This window comes from Tomitella gaofuii (assembly GCF_014126825.1).
Lineage (GTDB): Bacteria > Actinomycetota > Actinomycetes > Mycobacteriales > Mycobacteriaceae > Tomitella > Tomitella gaofuii.
The window spans coordinates 958432-979570 of the sequence record NZ_CP059900.1; the positions used below are offsets into that span (position 1 = coordinate 958432).

Below are 21139 nucleotides of genomic sequence, written 5' to 3' on the forward strand. Positions count from 1 at the left end.
TGGTGGTCGTGGGCGGCGAGCACTGGGGGGCCGAGCTGGCCGACCGGTGGGGGCCGGGCCGCCACCTGCACAACGGGTACGGGCCTACCGAGGCGACGATCATGACGAATATCTCGGACCCGGTGCGGCCCGGGGATCGCGTGACCATCGGCGGGCCGGTGCGCGGCGTGCGCGAACTGGTGCTGGACGATCGGCTGCAGCCAGTGCCGGAGGGCGTCGCCGGCGAGCTGTACCTGTCTGGCCCGGGTGTGGCCCGCGGGTATCACGACCGCCGCGGGCTGACGGCGGCGCGCTTCGTCGCCGATCCGTACGGCGAGCCAGGCGAGCGGATGTACCGCACCGGCGATGTGGTGCGCTGGACCGCGGACCACGCCGTCGAGTACGTGGGCCGCAGCGACTTCCAGGTCAAGGTGCACGGCTTCCGCATCGAGCTCGGCGAGATCGAGGCCGCGATGGCCGGGCACGCGGACGTGGAGTTCGCGAGCGCGGCGACGGTGGCCGGCCCCTCCGGGGACGAGGTGATCGTCGGCTACGTCCTGCCGGTGACGGGGCGCTCGATCGACACCGCCGCGCTGCGCGAGCACGTGCGCAGGTTCCTGCCCGGCTACATGGTCCCATCGCTGATCACCGTGCTCGACGAAGTGCCGCTCACGCCCGTGGGCAAGCTGGACCGCCGGGCGCTGCCGCGGCCGGAGTTCTTCGCGCGCGCCGACGACAAGCGGATGCCGCGCACGGAATTGGAACGGCTCGTCGCGGAGTGCCTGGCCGAGGTGCTGGGCGCGGACGCGATCGGTGTGGACGAGTCCTTCTTCGACCTGGGCGGGAACTCGCTGGTGGCGACGAAGGCGATGGCGCGGATCAACGAGGCTATCGGAGCCGACGCTCCGGTCCGGGTGCTCTTCGAGGCGCCGACCGCGGCCGATCTGGCCCGCAGACTGGAAGAGCTGCGTGGTCGGTCGGCCGAGCGGCCCCCGCTGGTGCCGCAGCAGCGGCCGGAGCGCATCCCGCTGTCGTTGGCGCAGCAGCGGATCTGGTTCCTCAATCGTCTCGACCCGGATTCCGCGGCGTACAATATCCCGCTGGCGCTGAAACTGTCCGGATCTTTGAACGTCGAAGCGCTGCGCGCCGCTCTGCGCGACGTGATCGGCCGGCACGAGTCATTGCGCACCGTATACCCGGATTCCGTCGACGGACCGAGCCAGAAGGTTCTGGATGTCGCGCAGGCCGCGGATTCGGCGTTGCCGCTCGAGGATGTCCGCGACGACGCTGAAGCACGGTCGCGCGCTGTCGAACTGGCCTCGGCGGGATTCGATGTGACAAGGCAGCTACCAGTGCGCGCCCGGCTGTACAAGACTGCGGGCGACGAGCACGTGCTGGTCGTCGTCGCGCACCACATCTGCGCCGACGGTTCCTCGATGGCCCCGTTGTCCCGCGATCTCATGATCGCGTACGACGCGCGAACGGGCGGGGAGGCTCCGCATTGGGATCCGCTGGAGATCCAGTACGCGGACTTCGCGCTGTGGCAGCGCGGGCTTCTCGGTTCGGAAGACGATCCGCGCTCCGTCGCGTCCGCGCAGTTGCAATTCTGGCGGGACCGGCTCACGGGATTGCCGGAAGTCCTCGAGCTTCCTGTCGACCGGCCGCGCCCGGCATCGCGGTCGGGAGCCGGCGAAATCGTCGAGTTCCGGGTCGATGCGGAAGTGGTCGGCCGCATCCGCGAACTCGCGCGCGAGCACGGCGCCACACCGTTCATGATCGTCCACGCTGCGCTGGGTGCCCTGCTGTCGCGGTTGAGCGGTGCGGCGCGGATTCCGATCAGCACGCCGGTTGCCGGGCGGGGCAGCGCCTCTCTCGACGATCTGGTCGGCATGTTCGTCAACACCCTCGTTCTGCGGGCGGACGTTGATCCGACGACGTCGTTCGCAGATCTCGTCGACGCGGTCAAAAGACTGGACCTGGACGCGTTCGGCAACGCCGATATTCCGTTCGAACGTGTATTGAACGCGCTCGGCGCGGCGCGGTCGGATTCGTACACTCCGTTCGCGCAGGTGATGCTGAGCTTCCAGAACCTCCAGCAGCCGTCCGTGCGAATGGCCGGGCTGGCGGTCGAAGCCCTCGATGCGAACTTCGGCGAGGTGCAGTCGGATCTCGGTGTGACTCTGGTCGAGCGATTCGATGCGGACGGTTCGGCACGCGGCTGGGACGGTTACCTCGAGTTCGCGACCGACATCTTCGATCGCAGCACGGCGAAACGCTTCGCGGAGCGGCTCGTTTCCGTGCTCCGCGCCGGCACCGCCGAACCGACCACCGCAGTCGAGGAGATCGACATCCTCACGGCGCAGGAGAAGCCGGGTGCCGTATCGGCTGCACCGCCCGGCTCCCTGTCGTCGCAAGCGGTGTCGGACGACTTGAAGGCGAAGCCGCTGCCGGAGTTGCTGGACACGGCCGCGGCGTTGCGTCCGGGCGATGTCGCAGTCTCGCACAACGGCATCGATGTCACCTACAAGCAGTTGCACGACAAATCAGCGGAACTGGCGACGTCGCTCGCGGGCATGGGGGTCGGTGCCGAGGCGGCAGTGACCGTCGCGCTGACCACGCTTCTGCCGGGGGTCCTCGATGGCGAGGACAGTGCGGATTTCGCGGCCAACTTCGCTAGTCTGCTCGCAGGCCTCGTTGCCGACGCCACCACCGGCGAGGGCGTCGCGGAGGTTCCGCGTGCGATGGACCGTTTCGTCGCTCAGGCCGGGCGGACGCCGGAGAGCGTCGCCCTGCACTTCGAGGGAACGGAACTGACCTACCGCGAGTTCGACAGCAGGTCGAACGTCATGGCGCGCCACCTCATTTCGATGGGCGTAGGGCCGGACCGCCCCGTTGCGATCGGGATGCAGCGCAGCCTCGAGGCGATGGTCGCGATTCATGCGGTGCTCAAGGCCGGTGGTACGTATGTGCCGCTGGACCCGGAGCACCCCGCGGAGCGGACCGCCTATGTCATCGAGGCCGCTCGTCCCGTCATTGTCCTGACCCGTCGTGCAGACCGGATCGCGTTGCCGGACGATGCGCAGGTGGTGAAGGTCGACGACTTCGATGCGGCGGGGGTGGGCGACGGGCCGATCACCGATGCCGATCGATTGAGTGTCCTGCGCGGCGACAATGCCGCGTACGTGATCTTCACTTCCGGCTCCACCGGCAGACCCAAGGGGGTCGTGTGCACCTACGCGGGCCTGGACAACCAGATGCAATGGACGGTTGACCAATATCGGTTGACCGAAGAGGACCGCATCGTGCAGAAGGCCCCGTACACCTTCGACGTGGCCATGTGGGAGTGCCTGGCGCCGCTCCTCGTCGGCGCGCGAGTGGTCATCGCACGGCACGGCGGGCACCGTGAGCCGGATTATCTGTCAGATTTGATCAAGACGCAGCGGGTCAGCGTCGTGGAGTTCGTCCCCTCGATGCTTGACGTGTTCATTTCGGGAGAGTTCGGCGACGTCCTGGATTCTGTCCGTTTCGTCGTGGCCGGCGGAGAGGCGCTCTCCCCCGAGCTGATCGACCGGTTCCGTGAGACGAGTGACGCCGAACTGGTCAACACCTATGGTCCGACGGAATTCACCGTCACGGCGACGTATTCGCTTTTGGACTATCCGTTCGGTGCGTCCGTGCCGATCGGCGTGCCCTTGCTCAACTCGCAGGGCTACGTGCTCGATTCCCGGCTGCGGGCGGTACCGCAGGGAGTCGCAGGGGAGCTGTATCTTTCAGGGATCCAGCTTGCCCGGGGGTATCAGGGCCGGGCGGATCTGTCCGCCGAGCGATTCGTCGCGGACCCCTTCGGTGCTCCGGGCGAACGCATGTACCGCACGGGGGACCTCGTGCGGTGGAACAACCACGGCGAATTGGAGTTTCTCGGGCGTACCGATTTCCAGGTCAAGATCCGCGGACTGCGGATCGAGCTCGGGGAGATCGAATCAGCGCTGTTGTCCCGCGACGAGCTGAGCCAGGCTGCGGTGACAGTTCATCAGGGCGTGTCGGGACAGCGCCTCGTCGGATACGTCGTCGCCGATGCGCCCGTGGACGTCCAATCGCTGATGTCTGCGTGCGCCGCCACGCTGCCGGAATACATGGTGCCGGACACGATCATGCAGCTCGAGGCGATGCCGTTGAACGCGAACGGCAAGCTCGACCGCAACGCGCTGCCGGACCCGGATCCCGCGATGTTCACGCGCGACTACGTGGCGCCCGAAACGGAGGCGGAGCGGTCCGTCGCCGCGATTTTCGCGGAACTGCTCGGAATCGATCAGGTCAGCGCCGCGGAGCCGTTCTTCGAGCTCGGAGGGGACTCGCTTTCCGCGACGCGGGCCGTGGCGCGGATAAATGCCGTATTCGATGCGGATCTCAGCGTCAGGGAGTTCTTCGACGGGGCCACCGTCGCGGCGATAGCGCATCGTCTCGACGGACGGACGACCGTGGACCGGGTGCCACTCACGGCTCGGCAGCGCCCGGAGCGCATCCCGCTGTCGCTGGCGCAGCAACGGATGTGGTTCATCAACCAGTTCGACACCGCCTCGGCGGCCTACAACATGCCGCTCGCGGTACGCCTGCGCGGAGCTGTCGATCTCGAGGCCCTGGATCAGGCGTACCGCGACGTAGTCGCGCGGCACGAAACGCTGCGGACGGTGTACCCGGACTCGGACGGCGAGCCCCGCCAGGTGATCGTCGACGCCTCCGAAGCGTCGGCGGAGCTGCCCGTCGTCGCTTCTGCCGGCGAACAGGACATGATGGCCCGCATGGCGGCCATGGCCGGTGAGGGATTCGATGTCACTCGGTCCGTACCGGTGCGAGTGGCGTGCTTCGAGCTGGGCGCGACCGATCACGTGCTGATGATGGTGGTGCACCACATCTCGGCGGACGGGGCGTCGCTCGCACCGCTGTTCTCGGACCTGATGACCGCGTATGCGGCACGGTCCGCAGGGCAGGTGCCGGCGTGGGAACCGCTGCCGGTCCAGTATGCGGACTTCGCGCTGTGGCAGCGGGACCTGCTCGGCGACGAAGCGGACGCGGAATCTCTGGTGAGGCGGCAGCTGGACTACTGGCACGCTGCTCTAGCAGGGCTTCCGGAATCGATCGAGCTCCCGGCCGACCGCCCGCGACCGCCCGTGCAATCGTTCCGCGGGGCGGGCGTGCCGTTTGCGCTCGACGCTGATCTGCACGGTGCGCTCGCGGAGGTCGCGCGGCGTACCGGCACGACCATGTTCATGGTCATGCACGCGGGTCTTGCAGTCCTGCTCGAACGGCTCAGCGCCCAGCCGGACGTCGCCATCGGCACCCCGGTGGCCGGCCGCAATGACGCACAGCTCGACGAGCTCGTAGGAATGTTCGTCAACACGCTGGTGCTGCGGGCCGCCGTGCACCCCGACGCCTCGTTCAGCGATCTGCTCGCGCAGGTGCGCAAAACCGATCTGGCGGCCATGGGGCACGCGGACGTGCCTTTCGAACGCCTCGTCGAGGTGCTCGACGTGCCGCGCTCCACTGCGCACCAGCCGTTGTTCCAAGTGGCGCTGTCGTTCGACAACAACGAGGCGGTCGATTTCGAGTTCGGCGGGCTGCACATCGCTCCGGTCGAGCCGCCGTTCGCCGTGTCGAAATTCGATCTGCAGCTCAGCGTGCGCGAGCGCTACGACGATGCGGGACGTGGCGCGGGAATCGACGCCGCGTTTGATTACGCCACCGATCTGTTCGACGAAGCCACGGTCCGTGGATTCGCAGACCGGCTGCTGCGGATCCTCGAGGCGGTCGTCGCCGACCCCGACGTCACTGTCGGCGACATCGAAATCCTTTCGGGCCACGAGCGCGCTGTGCTTGTTGAGGAGCAGGGTGCGAGCGCCTTGCCGGCGCGCACATTGCCGGATCTGTACGCGGACGGCGTCGCTGTCGATGCCGAAGCCGTTGCGGTCGAGGCCGACGGCACCGGGATGACATACCGCGAGCTGGACGAGGACTCGAGCCGGCTCGCACACGTGTTGATCTGCCGCGCGGTGGGGCCGGAGTCGGTGGTCCCGATCGCCATCCCGCGCTCGGCGCACACCGTCGTGGGGATCTGGGCGGTCGAGAAAGCGGGCGGTGCGTACCTTCCGCTCGATCCGAAACACCCCGTGGAACGCAACGGGGAGATCGTCGCGGACAGCGGTGCCGCCGTCGGGCTGACGCTGCGCGCATACCGGGATGCACTGCCAGACTCGATCGAGTGGATCGTGCTCGACGACACGGCCACCGCTGAACTGCTTGCGCAGTCTCCGAGCGGCCCCATCGACGATGCCGACCGCCTTCGCACGCTGCTCGTCGACCATCCGGCTTACGTGCTGTACACCTCCGGCTCGACGGGAAAGCCGAAGGGTGTCGTGGTGACGCACCGCGGCCTGGCGAATCTGGCGATGGACCTTCGGCATCGTTACGAGGCGAACCCGGGCGCGCGCCTGCTGCAGGTCGCTGCGCCGAACTTCGACACTTCAGTCGGCGAGATGCTCGCGGCGTTCAGCGCGGGTGCCACGTTGGTGGTTTCGCCTCCGGACGTGTTCGGCGGCGACGAGCTCGCGGATTTCATCGCGGCGAACCGGATCACCAACGTCGTACTCACCCCGACGGCCTTGATGACCGTCGACCCGGCGGGCCTCGACACCGTCGGCTCGGTCACCGTCGGTGGCGATGCGTGCCCTCCTGAACTGGTATCCCGCTGGGGCGGCGCACACCGTTTCCACAACGGGTACGGCCCTACGGAGACGTCGGTCCTCGTCACCATCACCGAACCGATGCGGCCCGGCGCGCCGGTCACGATCGGTGCGCCTATGCGCGGCGTCACCGCGCTGGTGCTCGACGAGCGACTGCGGCCCGTGCCGCGGGGCGTGCCCGGCGAGCTGTACATCGCGGGCCCGGGCCTGGCGCGCGGCTACCTCGGACGCAGCGACTTGACCGCGGAACGGTTCGTGGCGAACCCCCATGGGGCTCCGGGATCGCTGATGTACCGCACCGGCGACCTGTCCCGGTGGGGCGACGATCACGTCCTCGAGCATCTCGGGCGTTCGGACCATCAGGTGAAGGTGCGGGGGAACAGGGTCGAACTCGGCGAGATCGACTCGGTGCTGGCCGCCTCCGATGCCGTGGACTTCGCGGTGACCGTCGGCGTCGAGGACCCGTCCGGGCAGACCGCCCTGGTCTCCTACGTGCACGCGGCGAACGGGCACATCGCCGATCCCGCGGATCTCACGGGTGTCGTCGCCCGGTCCCTGCCGTCGTACATGGTGCCGTCGGCGGTGATCGTTCTCGACGAGATTCCGCTGACGCCCATCGGTAAGCTCGACCGCAAGCGGTTGCCTGAGCCGCGCTTGTCGGCATCGTCCGTCGCGGTGTATCGGGCGCCTTCAACGTCGCTGCAGCATACGATCGCCGGCGTCTTCGGCGAGATCCTGGGGCTCGACGAGGTGGGCATCGACGACAGCTTCTTCGATCTGGGCGGAAACTCGCTGATCGCCACCCGCGCCGTCTCGCGCATCCGCGCTGCCACGGACACGCAGGTCGGCGTGCGCGAACTGTTCGAGGCGCCGACGGTGGCGCTGCTCGCCGAGCGTCTCGAGCCGAACATCGGCTCCGGGGCCGGCAGACCCCCGCTGGTGGCCGGATCGCGTCCGGAGCGCCTGCCGCTGTCGCTGGCGCAGAAGCGGATGTGGTTCCTCAACAGGTTCGACCCGGACTCGGCCGCCTACAATATTCCGCTGGCCGTTCGGTTGCAGGGGCGGCTGAACATGGCGGCCCTCGCAGCGGCGGTCGACGACCTGGTGGAACGCCACGAGACGCTGCGGACGGTGTATCCGGACGCCGAGGACGGACCCCACCAGTTGGTGCTGCCGGCCGGAGATGTCTCATTCGATCTCACTGCGCGAGCCGTGGATGAAGACCAGTTGCCCCGCCTCCTCCTGGAGCTGGTCTCCGCGGGGTTCGACGTGACGGCGGCGGTGCCGGTGCGCCTGCGCCTCTTCGAGCTCGGCGAAGACGACCACGTGCTGGCCGCCGTGATCCACCACGTCTCGACCGACGGCGAATCGACGGCGCCGTTCGTCCGCGACCTCGTGTCCGCCTATGTCGCACGGCACGCGGGCACGTCGCCGGAGTTCACCGCGCTGGCGGTCCAATACGCGGACTTCGCACTGTGGCAACGGGACCTGCTCGGCGACGAAGACGACGCAAACAGTCTCGCCGCGGCGCAGATCGCCTTCTGGCGCCACGCGCTCAGCGGCGCGCCGGACGTGCTCGAACTGCCCACGGACCATACGCGTCCGGCGGTTCAGACGTTGCGCGGCGACCGGGTGGATTTCCCAGTGGACCGGCGGATGCACGAGCGCATCGAAGCGCTGGCGAAGCAGCACGGTGCGACGCCGTTCATGGTGGCGCATGCCGCCTTCGCCGTGCTGCTCAGCCGCCTGGCCGACGGCGGGGACATCGTCGTCGGCACGCCGATCGCAGGCCGAGGCGAACCCGAGCTTGACGACATCATCGGCATGTTCGTCAACACCCTGGCGCTGCGTGTGCAAGTGGATCCGGCCGCGTCGTTCGCGGACGTGCTCGGGCTCGTACGCGAGCGTGACCTCGCGGCGTTCGCGCACGCCGACATCCCGTTCGAGAGCTTGGTCGAGGCGCTCAACCCTGCGCGCAGCACTGCGCACCACCCGATCTTCCAGGTGGGTTTCTCGTTCCAGAACACCACGCGCACGGAACTGGAACTTCCGGGCATGACGATCACGCCGCTCGAGGCCGGCGGCGACACGGCGCAGTTCGACCTGCACTTGATCCTGCAGGACGAGTACGACGAATCCGGCGATCCCGCCGGCATCGCGGGCGTTTTCACCTATGCGGAGGACTTGTTCGAGCGGTCGACGGTCGAGCGCATTGCCGAACGATTCGTGCGGCTGTTCGGTGAGCTGCTCGATCGCCCGGGCCACGCTGTAGGCGACGCGGAACTGCTCGAATCGACGGAACGCGCTCGGATCATCGAGCAGTGGAACGACACGTACGTGCCGCTTCCCGCTCGTACATTGCCAGACTTGGTCGACGATGCCGTCTCGCGGCACGCAGATGCGACCGCGCTGATCTTCGAGGATGAAGAACTGACGTATGCGCAGTTCGATGCGCGGATCAACCGGCTGGCCCGCTGCCTGATCGACAAGGGCGTTGGTCCCGAGGTCATCGTGGGGCTCGCGATTCCGCGATCGGTGGAATTGCTGGTCGCCATGTACGCCATCGCGAAGACGGGCGGCGTGTATCTGCCTATCGACCCGGACCACCCCGCCGCGCGAAACGAGTACGTTCTCGACAGCGCACGTCCGGCGTTCGTGCTCACGACGGCGGCGGCGGCGTCGCAGCTGCCGGATACGGTCGAGTGCGTTGCGGTGGAACTGCTCGAGGTAGACGGATTCGCTGCGACGCCGATCACCGATAACGAGCGGACTGCGCCGCTGCGGCCGGGCAACACGGCGTACATCATCTACACCTCGGGTTCGACCGGCCGGCCCAAGGGCGTGGCAGTGCCGCACGCGGCCATCTGCAACCAGCTGCTCTGGAAGCAGAACGCCTACCCGCTGAGCTCCGACGACGCCGTGCTCCAGCGCACCCCGTTCACCTTCGACCTGTCGGTCTGGGAGTTCTGGTGGGCGCTCACCAGTGGTGCACGGCTCGTCGTCGCCCGGCCCGACGGGCATGGCGACCCCGAATACCTCGGCGGGCTGATCGAGCGGCACGGGGTGACCGCGGCGCACTTCGTACCTTCGCTGCTCACGGCTTTCATGGCCGTCGTCGAACCGGAACGGGTCGCTTCGCTGCGTCGCGTGCTGTGCATCGGCGAGGCGTTGCCGGCGGAGACGGTGACGCGCTTCCGCGCGTTCTGCGATGCGTCGATGCACAACCTGTACGGACCGACCGAGGCCGCGGTGAGCGTGACCTACCACGAATGCGCGGTAAAGGAGATCGGTTCGGTGCCGATCGGTCGTCCGGAGTGGAACGTTCGCGCGTACGTGCTCGACGCGCGCCTGCAGCCGGTCCCCGCCGGTGTCGCGGGAGACCTGTACCTGGCGGGCTCGCAACTGGCCCGCGGGTACTTCGGGCGCGTCGATTTGACTGCCGAAAGTTTCGTGGCCGACCCGTTCGGCAGGCCGGGGGAGCGGATGTACCGCACCGGGGACGTCGCGCGCTGGACGGACGGCGGCGAGCTCGACTATGTGGGACGCGCCGACTTCCAGGTCAAGATCCGCGGATTCCGCATCGAGCTGGGCGAGATCGAAGCCGCGCTGTCGGCGCAGGACGGCGTTGCGCAGACGGCGGTGGTCGTCCACCAGGATGCGCGCACCGGTGCCCGCATCGTCGGCTACGTCGTGGCGGCCCCGGGCGCGGAGCTGGAGTCCAAGCGCGTGCAGGAAGCGGCCGGGCGCAGGCTGCCCGGATATATGGTGCCGTCGGTCGTGATGATGCTCGATGCACTCCCGCTGAGCGTGAACGGGAAGCTGGATCGCAAGGCGCTTCCCTTGCCGGACCTCGATTCCGCGCGGAGCGCGTACGTCGCGCCGCGCACTCCGGTCGAGGAGATCATCGCAGGCGTCTTCGCCGACGTCACCGGCCAGGAGCGAGTCGGGATCGAGGACGACTTCTTCGATCTGGGAGGCAATTCGCTGATCGGTACGCGCGTTATCGCGCGCGTCAACGCGGCGCTCGATGTCTCGATCGGTGTCCGGGAGCTTTTCGAGGCGCCGACGGTATCGCGGCTGGCCGAGCGCGCAGAGCAGAGCACCGGTACGGCGCGGCCGGCGCTCGAGCCTGTGGCGCGACCGGATCGGGTGCCGTTGTCGCTGGCGCAGAAGCGGATGTGGTTCATCAACCAGTTCGACACATCCTCGGCGGCGTACAACATTCCGCTGGTGGTGCGTCTATCCGGGGAGCTCGACGTCGAGGCGTTGCGCTCGGCGGTCGTCGACGTCGTCTCGCGGCACGAGATCCTGCGCACCGTGTACCCGGACGACGGGTCCGGCCCGCGTCAGCGGATCCTGCCGTCGGACGTCATCGATGGCGCAGCTCTGGCCGTCGACGACGCCGCCGATGAGTCGCACCTTCGCGCACTGGTCGCCGCCGAGGTGGAGCGCGGATTCGACGTCGCGGCGCAGGTTCCCGTGCGCGCACGTCTGATCCATTTCGGCGACGCGGAGCACATGCTGGTGCTGGTGCTGCACCACATCGCGGGCGACGCGGCCTCGACGGCGCCGTTGGCACGCGATGTGATGACCGCCTACGGAGCCCGCGCCGCGGGGGACGAGCCGATGTGGCGGCCGTTGGCCGTGCAGTACGCCGATTACGCGTTGTGGCAGCGGGAAGTGCTCGGAGACGCGGCGGACGCCGATTCGGAGGTTTCCCGCCAACTCGGCTTCTGGAAGGACGCCCTCGCGGGACTGCCGGAGGTGCTCGAGCTGCCGACGGACCGGCCGCGCCCGTCGGTGCAGTCGATGCGCGGCGCGCAGTTCGACTTCGTCATCGACACGGACGTGCGCGCCGGCGTGGACGCGCTGGCGCGCGAGCGGGGCGCCTCGTCGTTCATGGTCGTCCACGCCGCACTCGCGGTGTTGCTGTCCCGATTGAGCGGAAGCGGCGACATCGCCATCGGTTCCGCGATCGAGGGGCGCGGCGAGGCCGCGCTCGACAATCTCGTGGGAATGTTCGTCAACACCCTGGTGCTGCGCACGGCCGTCGATCCGGCCGAATCGTTCGCCGACCTGCTCGGCCGGGTACGCGAGGACGACCTTGCCGCGTTCACACACACGGACGTGCCCTTCGAGCAACTCGTCGACGAACTCGCACCCGAGCGATCCACGGCGCACTCGCCCCTGTTCCAAGTGGTGCTCGCGTTCCAGAACATCGAACAGGCGCATCTGGAACTGCCCGGTCTGACCGTGTCCGGGGTCGACACCGATGTGGCGACTGCGAAGTTCGACCTGCAACTGACGATCTCGGACGCTCCCGGCGGTGGACTGGACGCGAACTTCATCTACGCGACCGATCTGTTCGACGAGGGCACGATCCGCAGGTTCGCGCAGATCTTCGAGCGCCTCCTCGCCGGGGCGGTCGGCACGCCGGACACGCCGGTGGGGGATCTGCCCGTGCTCGGCTGCGATGAGACCGAGAACATGGCTCCCGTGCGTGGACTGCGGCCGGCGCCGCAGGCGACGTTCGCCGAGATCCTGGCGCGGGCGGCATCCCGCGAACCGCGGGCGACTGCGCTCATCGTCGGCGACCGTCACGTGAGCTATGGAGAACTCGACGCGGAATCGACACGGCTCGCACGCATCATGCTGGGCCAGGGCGTCCGTTCCGGTTCGACGGTGGTGATGGGTCTGCCGCGGTCGTTTGAATCCGTGCTCGGCATCTGGTCGATCGTGAAGACCGGGGCCGCCTTCGTGCCTGTGGACCCCGAGTATCCCGCCGACCGCATAGCGCACATGATCTCGGACTGCGGGGCGAAGGTGGGCGTGACGACGTCGGCGCACCGCGCGCACCTGCCGGACGATGTGACGTGGCTGGTCCTCGACGATCCGACGGTCCGCGCGTTGATCGACGGAGCGGCGACTGATCCCGTGACGGACGTCGATCGCGGCCCGGTGCGCGGTGAAGACGCGGCATACGTGATCTACACCTCCGGATCCACGGGACTTCCGAAGGGCGTCGTCGTGACGCATCGCGGCCTCGAGACCATGGCGACCGAACAACGGGAACGTATGCGTACGACTTCCTCGTCGCGTGTACTGCATTTCGCATCGCCGAGTTTCGATGCGTCGGTGTTCGAGTACCTCTTCGCCTTCGGAGCCTCTGCGACGATGGTGATAGTCCCCACGAGCGTGTTCGGAGGCGAGGAGCTCGCCGAGCTGCTGCGTGCGCACGCGGTGACCCATGCCTTCATCACCCCGGCGGCGCTTGCGTCGATGGAACCGGTCGGACTCGAAAGTCTCGAGGTGCTCAGCGTGGGCGGCGAGGCATGCCCGCCTGAACTCATGGCGAGGTGGGCCCCGGGCCGCGCGATGTTCAACCTGTACGGCCCCACCGAAGACACGGTGTGGTCGACGGCGACCGGCGCGTTGGATCCCGCGCTGCCCGTCACGATCGGCGGACCGGTGCGCGGCGTCGGCCTGCTGGTGCTCGACCAGCGGCTGCAGCCCGTTCCCGTGGGGGTATCGGGAGAGCTGTACATCGCGGGGTCGGGCCTGGCACGCGGGTACCACCAGCGCCAGGGGCAGACTGCCGCGAACTTCGTCGCGAACCCGTTCGGCGGAGCCGGCGAACGGATGTACCGCACCGGGGATCTGGCGCGGTGGATCACAGACGGTGATGGCGGGCCGGGCGCACTCGAGTACCTCGGGCGTACGGACTTCCAGGTCAAGGTCCGCGGCTTCCGCATCGAGCTCGGTGAGATCGACGCGGCGCTGGGGCGTCACGAGGCCGTCGATTTCGCGATGACCATCGGCTACGAACGCACCGGCGCGACGACGACCTTGGTGTCGTACGTGCATGCCGTCGACGGCGCCGAGATTGACGTACCCGAGCTCGTCGCATTCGTTTCCGGCACGTTGCCGGACTACATGGTGCCGTCGGCTATCACCGTCGTCGACGAGTTCCCGCTCACGCCATCCGGGAAGGTCGATCGCGAGGCGCTGCCGGAGCCGGTGTTCGTCGACTCGTCGGCCGAGTACGTCGCGCCGTCGACGGCGATGGAGCGATCGATCGCCGCGGTGTTCGCGGAGGTGCTGGGGCTCGAGCGCGTGGGCGTGGAGGACTCCTTCTTCGCGCTCGGCGGCGACAGTATCGTGTCGATCCAGCTGGTCACGCGCGCCAAGGAAGCCGGGATCGTCGTCACCGCGCGCGACGTGTTCGAGCGCAAATCCGTCGCCGGCCTCGCTGATATCGCGCAGTGGGCTTCCGACACTGACGCCATCCGCACCCTCGACGAGCTGCCTGGCGGGGCGGTGGGCACGTTCCCGCTCACTCCGATCGCGCAGTGGCTGGTGGGTAACGGCGGCGGCTACGATCGCTTCTCCCAGGCGAGTCTGCTGACGCTGCCGGAGGGCATCGACCGCCCGCGCCTGGTACGCACGCTGCAGGCGGTGCTCGATCGCCACGACATGCTGCGTGCGCGGGTGGAGGCCGACGCAGCGCGGTCCGGTGGCGAGGGAATGCGCTTCGCGGTGCCCGCGCCCGGTGCCGTGTCCGCGGACGATCTCATCGAGTGCATCGAGTTTACCGACGCACCGGGGTCCGACGCCTTCGCGCGGCTGGCCGAAGACGCGCAGGAGGCGGCTGCGGCCCGCCTCGATCCGCGTGGCGGAACGATGGTGCGGTTCGTCTGGTTCGCCCCGGCCGGCGGGCTGGACGCGCACGACGGGAGGCTCCTCGTCCTCGTGCACCACCTCGCGGTGGACGGGGTCTCGTGGCGCCTGATCGTGCCGGACCTCGCCTCGGCGTGGTCGCAGGTCGCCGCCGGCGAAGAACCTGTGCTCGCGCCGGGGGGGACTTCGATGCGACGCTGGGCCCACGCGCTCGAGGAGCAGGCGCGCTCCGGTGGGCGGTCCGCGGAGATGGACCATTGGCGCGCGGTGCTCGGGCACGACGATCCCGCGTTGGGCTCGCGCCGATTCGATTCGGCGGTCGACGTGATGGCGACCGTTGAGCGATTCGACGTGTCGTTGTCGGCGGAGACGACCGAGGCGCTGCTGACGGATCTGCCGGCGGCGTTCCGCGGCGGCGCCAACGACGGCCTGCTCGCCGCGCTGGCGCTTGCAGTGGCTGCGTGGCGTGCGCAGAGCGGGCACGGTTCCGATGTCCCGTCGGCATTGATCAACCTGGAGGGTCACGGGCGCGAAGAGGACGCCGTACCGGGCGCGGACGTGGGGCGCACCGTCGGCTGGTTCACGAGCATGTACCCGGTGCTGCTCGACCTCACCGGCGTGGACGTCGACGACGCCTACGCGGCCGGGGAAGGCGCGGACGCCGCGGTCAAGGCCGTCAAGGAGCAGCTGCTGGCCGTGCCGGGCCGGGGCGTCGGCTTCGGCATGCTGCGCTACCTCGATGACGACGCGGGCGAGGAGCTGGCGCGGCTCGCGGTGCCGCAGGTGAGCTTCAACTACCTCGGCCGGATGGGCTCGAGTGCAGTGTCGGCGGATCTGTCGGGCGTCGGCTGGCTCCCGGACGGCGAGTCGGCCGCCCTTGGCGGCGCCGCCGACCACGACATGGCGGCCCCGGCCGTGCTGAGCATCAACGCCGTGACCACGGAGTCGGATGACGGGCCGGTGTTGCGTGCGAACTTCGCGCATGCGGCCGGGGCGCTCGGCGAGCACGACGCCCGCGCCATCGCCGGGCTGTGGTGCGGGGCCGCCGACGCGCTGGCGCAGCGTGCGCGCGGCGGAAGCGCCGGCGGGCTCACCCCGTCGGACGTGCCGCTCGTGGCGGTCGACCAGCCACGGCTCGAGGCGCTCGAGCGGCAGTACCCGCGCCTGGCCGATGTCTGGTCGCTTGCACCGCTGCAGCTGGGCATGTTCTTCCATGCGCTGCTGGCCGAGCGGGGCCACGACGTCTACACGTCGCAGGTGGTGCTCGAGCTCCGCGGGACGGTCGGTGCGTCCGGGTTGCGTGCGGCGGCCGAAGCGCTGGTCGGGCGGCACCCGAATCTGCGCGCGGGCTTCGTCGCCGGCGATTCCGGCGAGGCCGTGCAGGTGATCGTCGACTCGGTCGACCTGCCGTGGGCGGAGATCGATCTGCGGTCGGTGGATTCGGACCGACGCGACGAGGAGTGCCGCCGGTTGCTGGAGGACAACCGCACGGCCGCGTTCGATATGGCGCGCCCGCCGTTGCTGCGATTCCTGCTGGTCCGCACAGGCGACGAACACTACCGTTTCGCGATCGCCAACCATCACATTCTGCTCGACGGATGGTCGCTGCCGCTGCTGCTCAAGGACCTGCTGGTGCTCTACGCCGCCGGCGGCGACGCGACAGTGCTCCCGCGGGTGCGGCTGTACCAGGATTACTTGGCGTGGCTCGCCCGGCAGGACGAGCAGGCGTCGATGCGGGCGTGGCGCGAGGCGCTCGACGGGGTCGAGCAGCCGACGCTGATCGCTCCGGACGGCGGCGACGATGGACGCGATCCGCAGGACGTGGCGGTCGAGGTGCCCGACACGGTCGCCGATGCCTTGGCCGAGCTGGCACGTGACCGGGGCGTCACGCTCAACACGATCGTGCAGACCGCCTGGGGGTTGCTGCTCGCCAGGATGACCGACAGCTCCGATGTGGTATTCGGTGCGACGGTGTCCGGACGGCCACCGTCGGTCAACGGCATCGAGTCGATGGTGGGACTGTTCATCAATACCGTGCCGGTACGCGTGCGTCTCGACGAGGTCCGGGGCGAGGCCCTCGTCGACCTGATCGAGCGGGTGCAGGCCCGGCAGGCCGGTCTGTTCGATCACCATCACGTGGGGTTGCCGCAGATCCAGCAGGCTGCGGGCGTGGGCGCGCTGTTCGACACGCTGACCGTCTTCGAGTCCTATCCGGTCGACCAGGCGGGGCTCGCCGAGCAGACCGATATCAACGGCATGCGGTTGACGGGCGTGGCGATGCAGGATGCCACCCATTACCCGTTGAGCCTGCTCGCCGAGGCGGATCCGCGCTTGCGGCTGACGGTCAAGCATCTTCCCGGTGCGGTGTCGCCGGATGCCGCCACGGCGATATCCGAGCGGCTCGCGCGCATCCTCGCCACAGTCGCGCACGCACCGCGGACGCGTACGTCGGCAGTGGGGCTGCTCGGTGAGGAGGAGCGGCGCACCGTCCTCGAGCGGTTCAACCGCACCGAGCGGGACGTGCCGACGGCGACGCTCGCCGATCTGGTCGATCAGCAGGCGGAGCGGACGCCTGATGCGCCCGCGCTCACGGACGATCACGGATCGGTGTCCTATCGTGATTTCGCGGCACGGGTGCGGCGCTTGGCCCGCCACCTGATCGCGTCAGGCGTCGGCCCGGGCGCCACCGTCGCGGTGGGAATGCGCCGCTCGACCCGGATGGTGGTGGCCGTGCACGCGGTGATCGCCGCGGGGGGCGCGTACGTGCCGATGGATCCGGAGCATCCGGCCGACCGCATCGCGCATGTCGTCGCGTCCGCGCGCCCGGTCTGCGTGTTGACGGCCTCCGCGGACGCGAGCGTCTTCGAGCAGGCCGGTGCGCAGACCGTACGGCTCGACGAGCTCGAGTTGGGCGGGCTGTCCGCCGATCCGATTCGGCCGGACGAGCGTTCCCGTCCGCTCATGGCGCAGGACGCCGCATACGTGCTGTTCACATCCGGGTCGACGGGGCGTCCGAAGGGCGTCGCGATCGAGCACCAGGCGATCGTCAACCAACTGTCGTGGATGGAAAGCGAGCACGGCTTCTCTGCGGACGACGTGCTGTTGCACAAGACGCCGGCGACCTTCGACGCGTCGGTGTGGGAGCTGCTGCTGCCGCCGGTGGTCGGTGCGCGCATGGTCGTGCTCGAGCACGACGGCCATCGCGACCCGGCCCGGATGGCGGCCGTGGTGGCCCGTGAATCGGTGACGGCGGTGCAGTTCGTTCCTTCGCTGTTGGCGCTGTTCCTCGACGAGGCCGACGCCGACGCCCTCGCCACGCTCCGGGTGGTCTTCGCCGGCGGCGAGGCACTGACCTCGGCGCTGGTCGAGAGGGTGCGGGCCGTCAGTGCGGCGAGCGTGGTCAACCTGTACGGCCCCACGGAGGTCACGATCAACTCGGTGACCGCGACCGTGCCCGCCGATACGGCGGGCAACACCGTGCCGATCGGCGAGCCGGTGTGGAACACGCGGGCGTACGTGCTCGACGGCCGGCTCGAGCCAGCGCCTATCGGGGCGGTGGGCGAGTTGTATCTCGCCGGTGGGCAATTGGCCCGCGGCTATGCCGCCCGGGCCGATCTGACCGCCGAGCGTTTCGTCGCCGATCCGTTCGCCGGGGCGGGTGCGCGAATGTACCGCACCGGGGACCTGGTGCGGTGGACCCGTGCCGGATCGTTGGAGTACCTCGGGCGTGCCGATTTCCAGGTCAAGGTGCGCGGTCAGCGCGTCGAGCTCGGTGAGATCGAGGCCGTGCTCGCCTCGCACCCGCGCGTGGGGCAAGCGGCGGCCGTCGCCCACGAGGGCGGCGGCTCGGACGGTGCCGAGGGCGCCGCCGCCACACGACTGGTCGCATACGTGTCCGTCGGCGACGCAACTGTGGACGAGCGGGAACTGCGGGAATTCGCGGCGCGCGAGCTGCCGGAATACATGGTCCCCGCGCTGGTGATGACGCTGCCGTACCTTCCGCTGAACACCAGCGGCAAGGTCGACCGGCGTGCGCTGCCCAAGCCCGTGTTCACCGCGGGCGCGGAGTACCGGGCGCCGTCCACCGACACCGAGCGCGCGATCGCCGCCGTGTTCGCAGAGGTTCTCGGCGCGGAGGACATCGGCGTCGACGATTCCTTCTTCGACCTCGGCGGCGACAGCATCGTGTCGATTCGGCTCGTCTCGCGGGCGCGTGCTGCGGGCGTGCACTTCACTGCGCGCGACGTGTTCGAGCACAGGACCGTCGCGGGTCTCGCCTCCGTGGCGGCTGAAACCAGTCGGGATATCGGTGTCGCCGAAGAATTGCCCGGCGGCGGAGTCGGCGCGGCTCCGCTGGTGCCCGTGGCGGCGAAGATGGTCGAGCGGGGCGGCGACTTCGATCGCTTCACCATGCCGATGGTGCTCACGCTTCCGGCAGGGATCAGCGAGACGAAAGTGGTCGAAACCCTGCAGGCCGTGGTCGACACGCACGACATGCTGCGTGCGGTACTCCTCGACGAGGACGGCGACCCCTCCCTGTACGTGCGGCCCGTCGGGGGGCTCGATGTCCGGGATGTCCTGCGCAGGGTCGAGTTGACCGGTAGGCAGTATCCGGGCAGCGCCGGTTACGCACGGGTGGCCGGGGATGAGTTCACACGCGCACTGAACCGGTTGGACACGGCTGCTGGGACGCTGCTCCAGTGCGTGTGGTTGGTGCCCGACGACCCGGAAACGGCGGGCCGGCTCGTCATCGTCCCGCACCATCTGCTCGTCGATTCCGTATCGTGGCGGATCCTTGTTCAGGATTTCGCCATAGCAGGCGCGCAGGTCGCGCACGGGCAGGCGGCGGAGTTGCAGCCGGTCGGCACCTCGATGCGCGCCTGGTCGCACCGGCTCGTCGAGGCGGCGCAGGACCCGGAGCGCGAGCGGGAGCTGGAGTTCTGGCGTCGCACCCTCGCGGGCGCGGATCCCTTGCTGGGTCGGCGGCCGTTGGATCTGAGCCGCGACCTGGTCGAATCGTTGCAGCGTACTGAAGTGCGCCTGAGTACTGCTGTCACTCGCGGGCTGCTCGATTCGGCGCGGAACGTGTTCGGGACCGACCCGGGGCGGCTGGCGACGGCCGCACTGTCAGCAGCGCTTGTGCAATGGCGTCGCCACCGCGGTATAGAAGAACCTTCCGCATTGATGACGCTGGAGGGGCATGGACGTGACGAGGCGGCTGTGCCGGGTGCGGATCTGTCCCGAACGGTCGGATGGTTCACGGCCATGTACCCGGCCCGCGTCGACTTGTCCGAGGTGGACGTGGACGAGGTCTTCTCCGGCAGTACGCGACGCAAGGCCGACGCCACGGTGAAGTTGGTCGAGAAGACCGCCGAGCAACTCGAGCGTGTGCCGGGGTCAGGTATCGGGTATGGGCTTCTGCGGTATCTCAACCCCCGCACGGCTCCGGAGCTTCAGCAGCATGGTGAGCCTCAGGTGGTTTTCAACTACATCGGCAGCGTGGAATCCTCGGAGATTCCAGAGGAGGTGCGCGGCCTGGGCTGGCTTCCGGATTTCGAGGACAACGATCTCGGAGTGGACAACCCCAGCCGGATGCCGGCGCAGGCGGTAGTGGACATCCAGTCGATGATCGCCGACACCGCGGAGGGGCCCGAGTACCTCGCTTACGTGTCGGTGGCCCCCGGGGTACTCGATGAGAGCGAGGCCGGTGAGCTGCTCGGCCTGTGGCAGCAGGCGCTTTCGGCGATCGCGGAGGCCGGCGCCCGGTGAATGCGGAGCGGGCGGACGTCCCGGACGGTGTGGTCGGCTCCGGCGCGCGCAAGGTGTGGGCTGCGCGGTGGCCGAGCGTGCCGATGCGTCTGTCCACCTGGTGGCTGCGGCGAGCCGACCGGGCATTGACCCTGGATGAGGCGTTGCGCAGGCGCGACGAGGCGCAGGCCAGGGGAGGCGCGCCACCGCCGCGCTCGACGCTTCGGCGCTGCCGCGTGGACATGGAGCAATGGGGCGGGCTTCCCGTGTACACCGTGACGGTGCGGGGGCGCACGTACCCTGCGCGGACGGTGATTTTCCTGCATGGCGGCGGATTCACCACGCCGCTGCAGCCGCAGCAGTGGATGCTGGTGTCCGCGCTGGCGCGCAACGGGGACGTTCGGGTGCTGGTGCCTACGTACGCGCTTGCACCGAGTGGTACGCATCCGGAGGCACTGGGGCGGATGCTGCAGTTGTACCGACGCGTGCTCGAGGACTGCGACGCGGCGGATGTGATGCTGGCGGGGGAATCGTCGGGCGGGGGCATGGCCTACGCCCTGGCGCAAGCGATCCGCGACGGTGGGATCGCCGCGCCCGCGAACCTGCTGCTGTTCTCCCCGTGGTTGGATCTCGAGCTGGACAACCCCGAGATCAAGGACGTGGCCGGCAAGGATCCGATTCTGGACGTGGAAGTGCTGCGCCACCTGGGGCGCGAGTGGACGGCCTCTGCGGGACGGTGCGGGGTGGGGGCGAGTCCTATCGACGGAGACTTGCTGGGGCTCCCTCCCGTCGACGTGTTCATCGGTACGAACGAGGTGTTCATCGCGGACTGCCGGCGCCTGAGCGAACTGGCACGGCGGCTGGACGTCGACGTGCGCGTGCATGAATACCGTGGTGGGTTCCATGCGTTCATGTACTTGTCGTGGCTGCCGGAGACCTGGCACGTCATGCGCATCGTGCGCCGGAGGCTGCGCCAGGCGCAGTGATCTGGCGGGGCC

2 protein-coding genes (1 of these 2 cut by a window edge) are annotated in these 21139 nt (G+C 68.9%); both read left to right on the forward strand.

Annotated elements, in window-relative coordinates; genetic code table 11:
• Positions 1-20162, forward strand: partial view of a non-ribosomal peptide synthase/polyketide synthase gene (locus tag H4F70_RS04330; protein ID WP_182359153.1) — the 3' portion only. The gene continues 13603 nt to the left of window position 1, outside the view; 20162 of the gene's 33765 nt are visible here — the last part of the coding sequence; the start codon falls outside the window, past its left edge; its stop codon occupies positions 20160-20162.
• Entirely contained in the window at positions 20159-21127 is a 969-nt protein-coding gene (locus H4F70_RS04335) for an alpha/beta hydrolase (protein WP_182359154.1), read from the forward strand. The genes H4F70_RS04330 and H4F70_RS04335 overlap by 4 nt, the downstream gene beginning before the upstream one ends.
• Positions 21128-21139 lie beyond the last annotated feature (12 nt).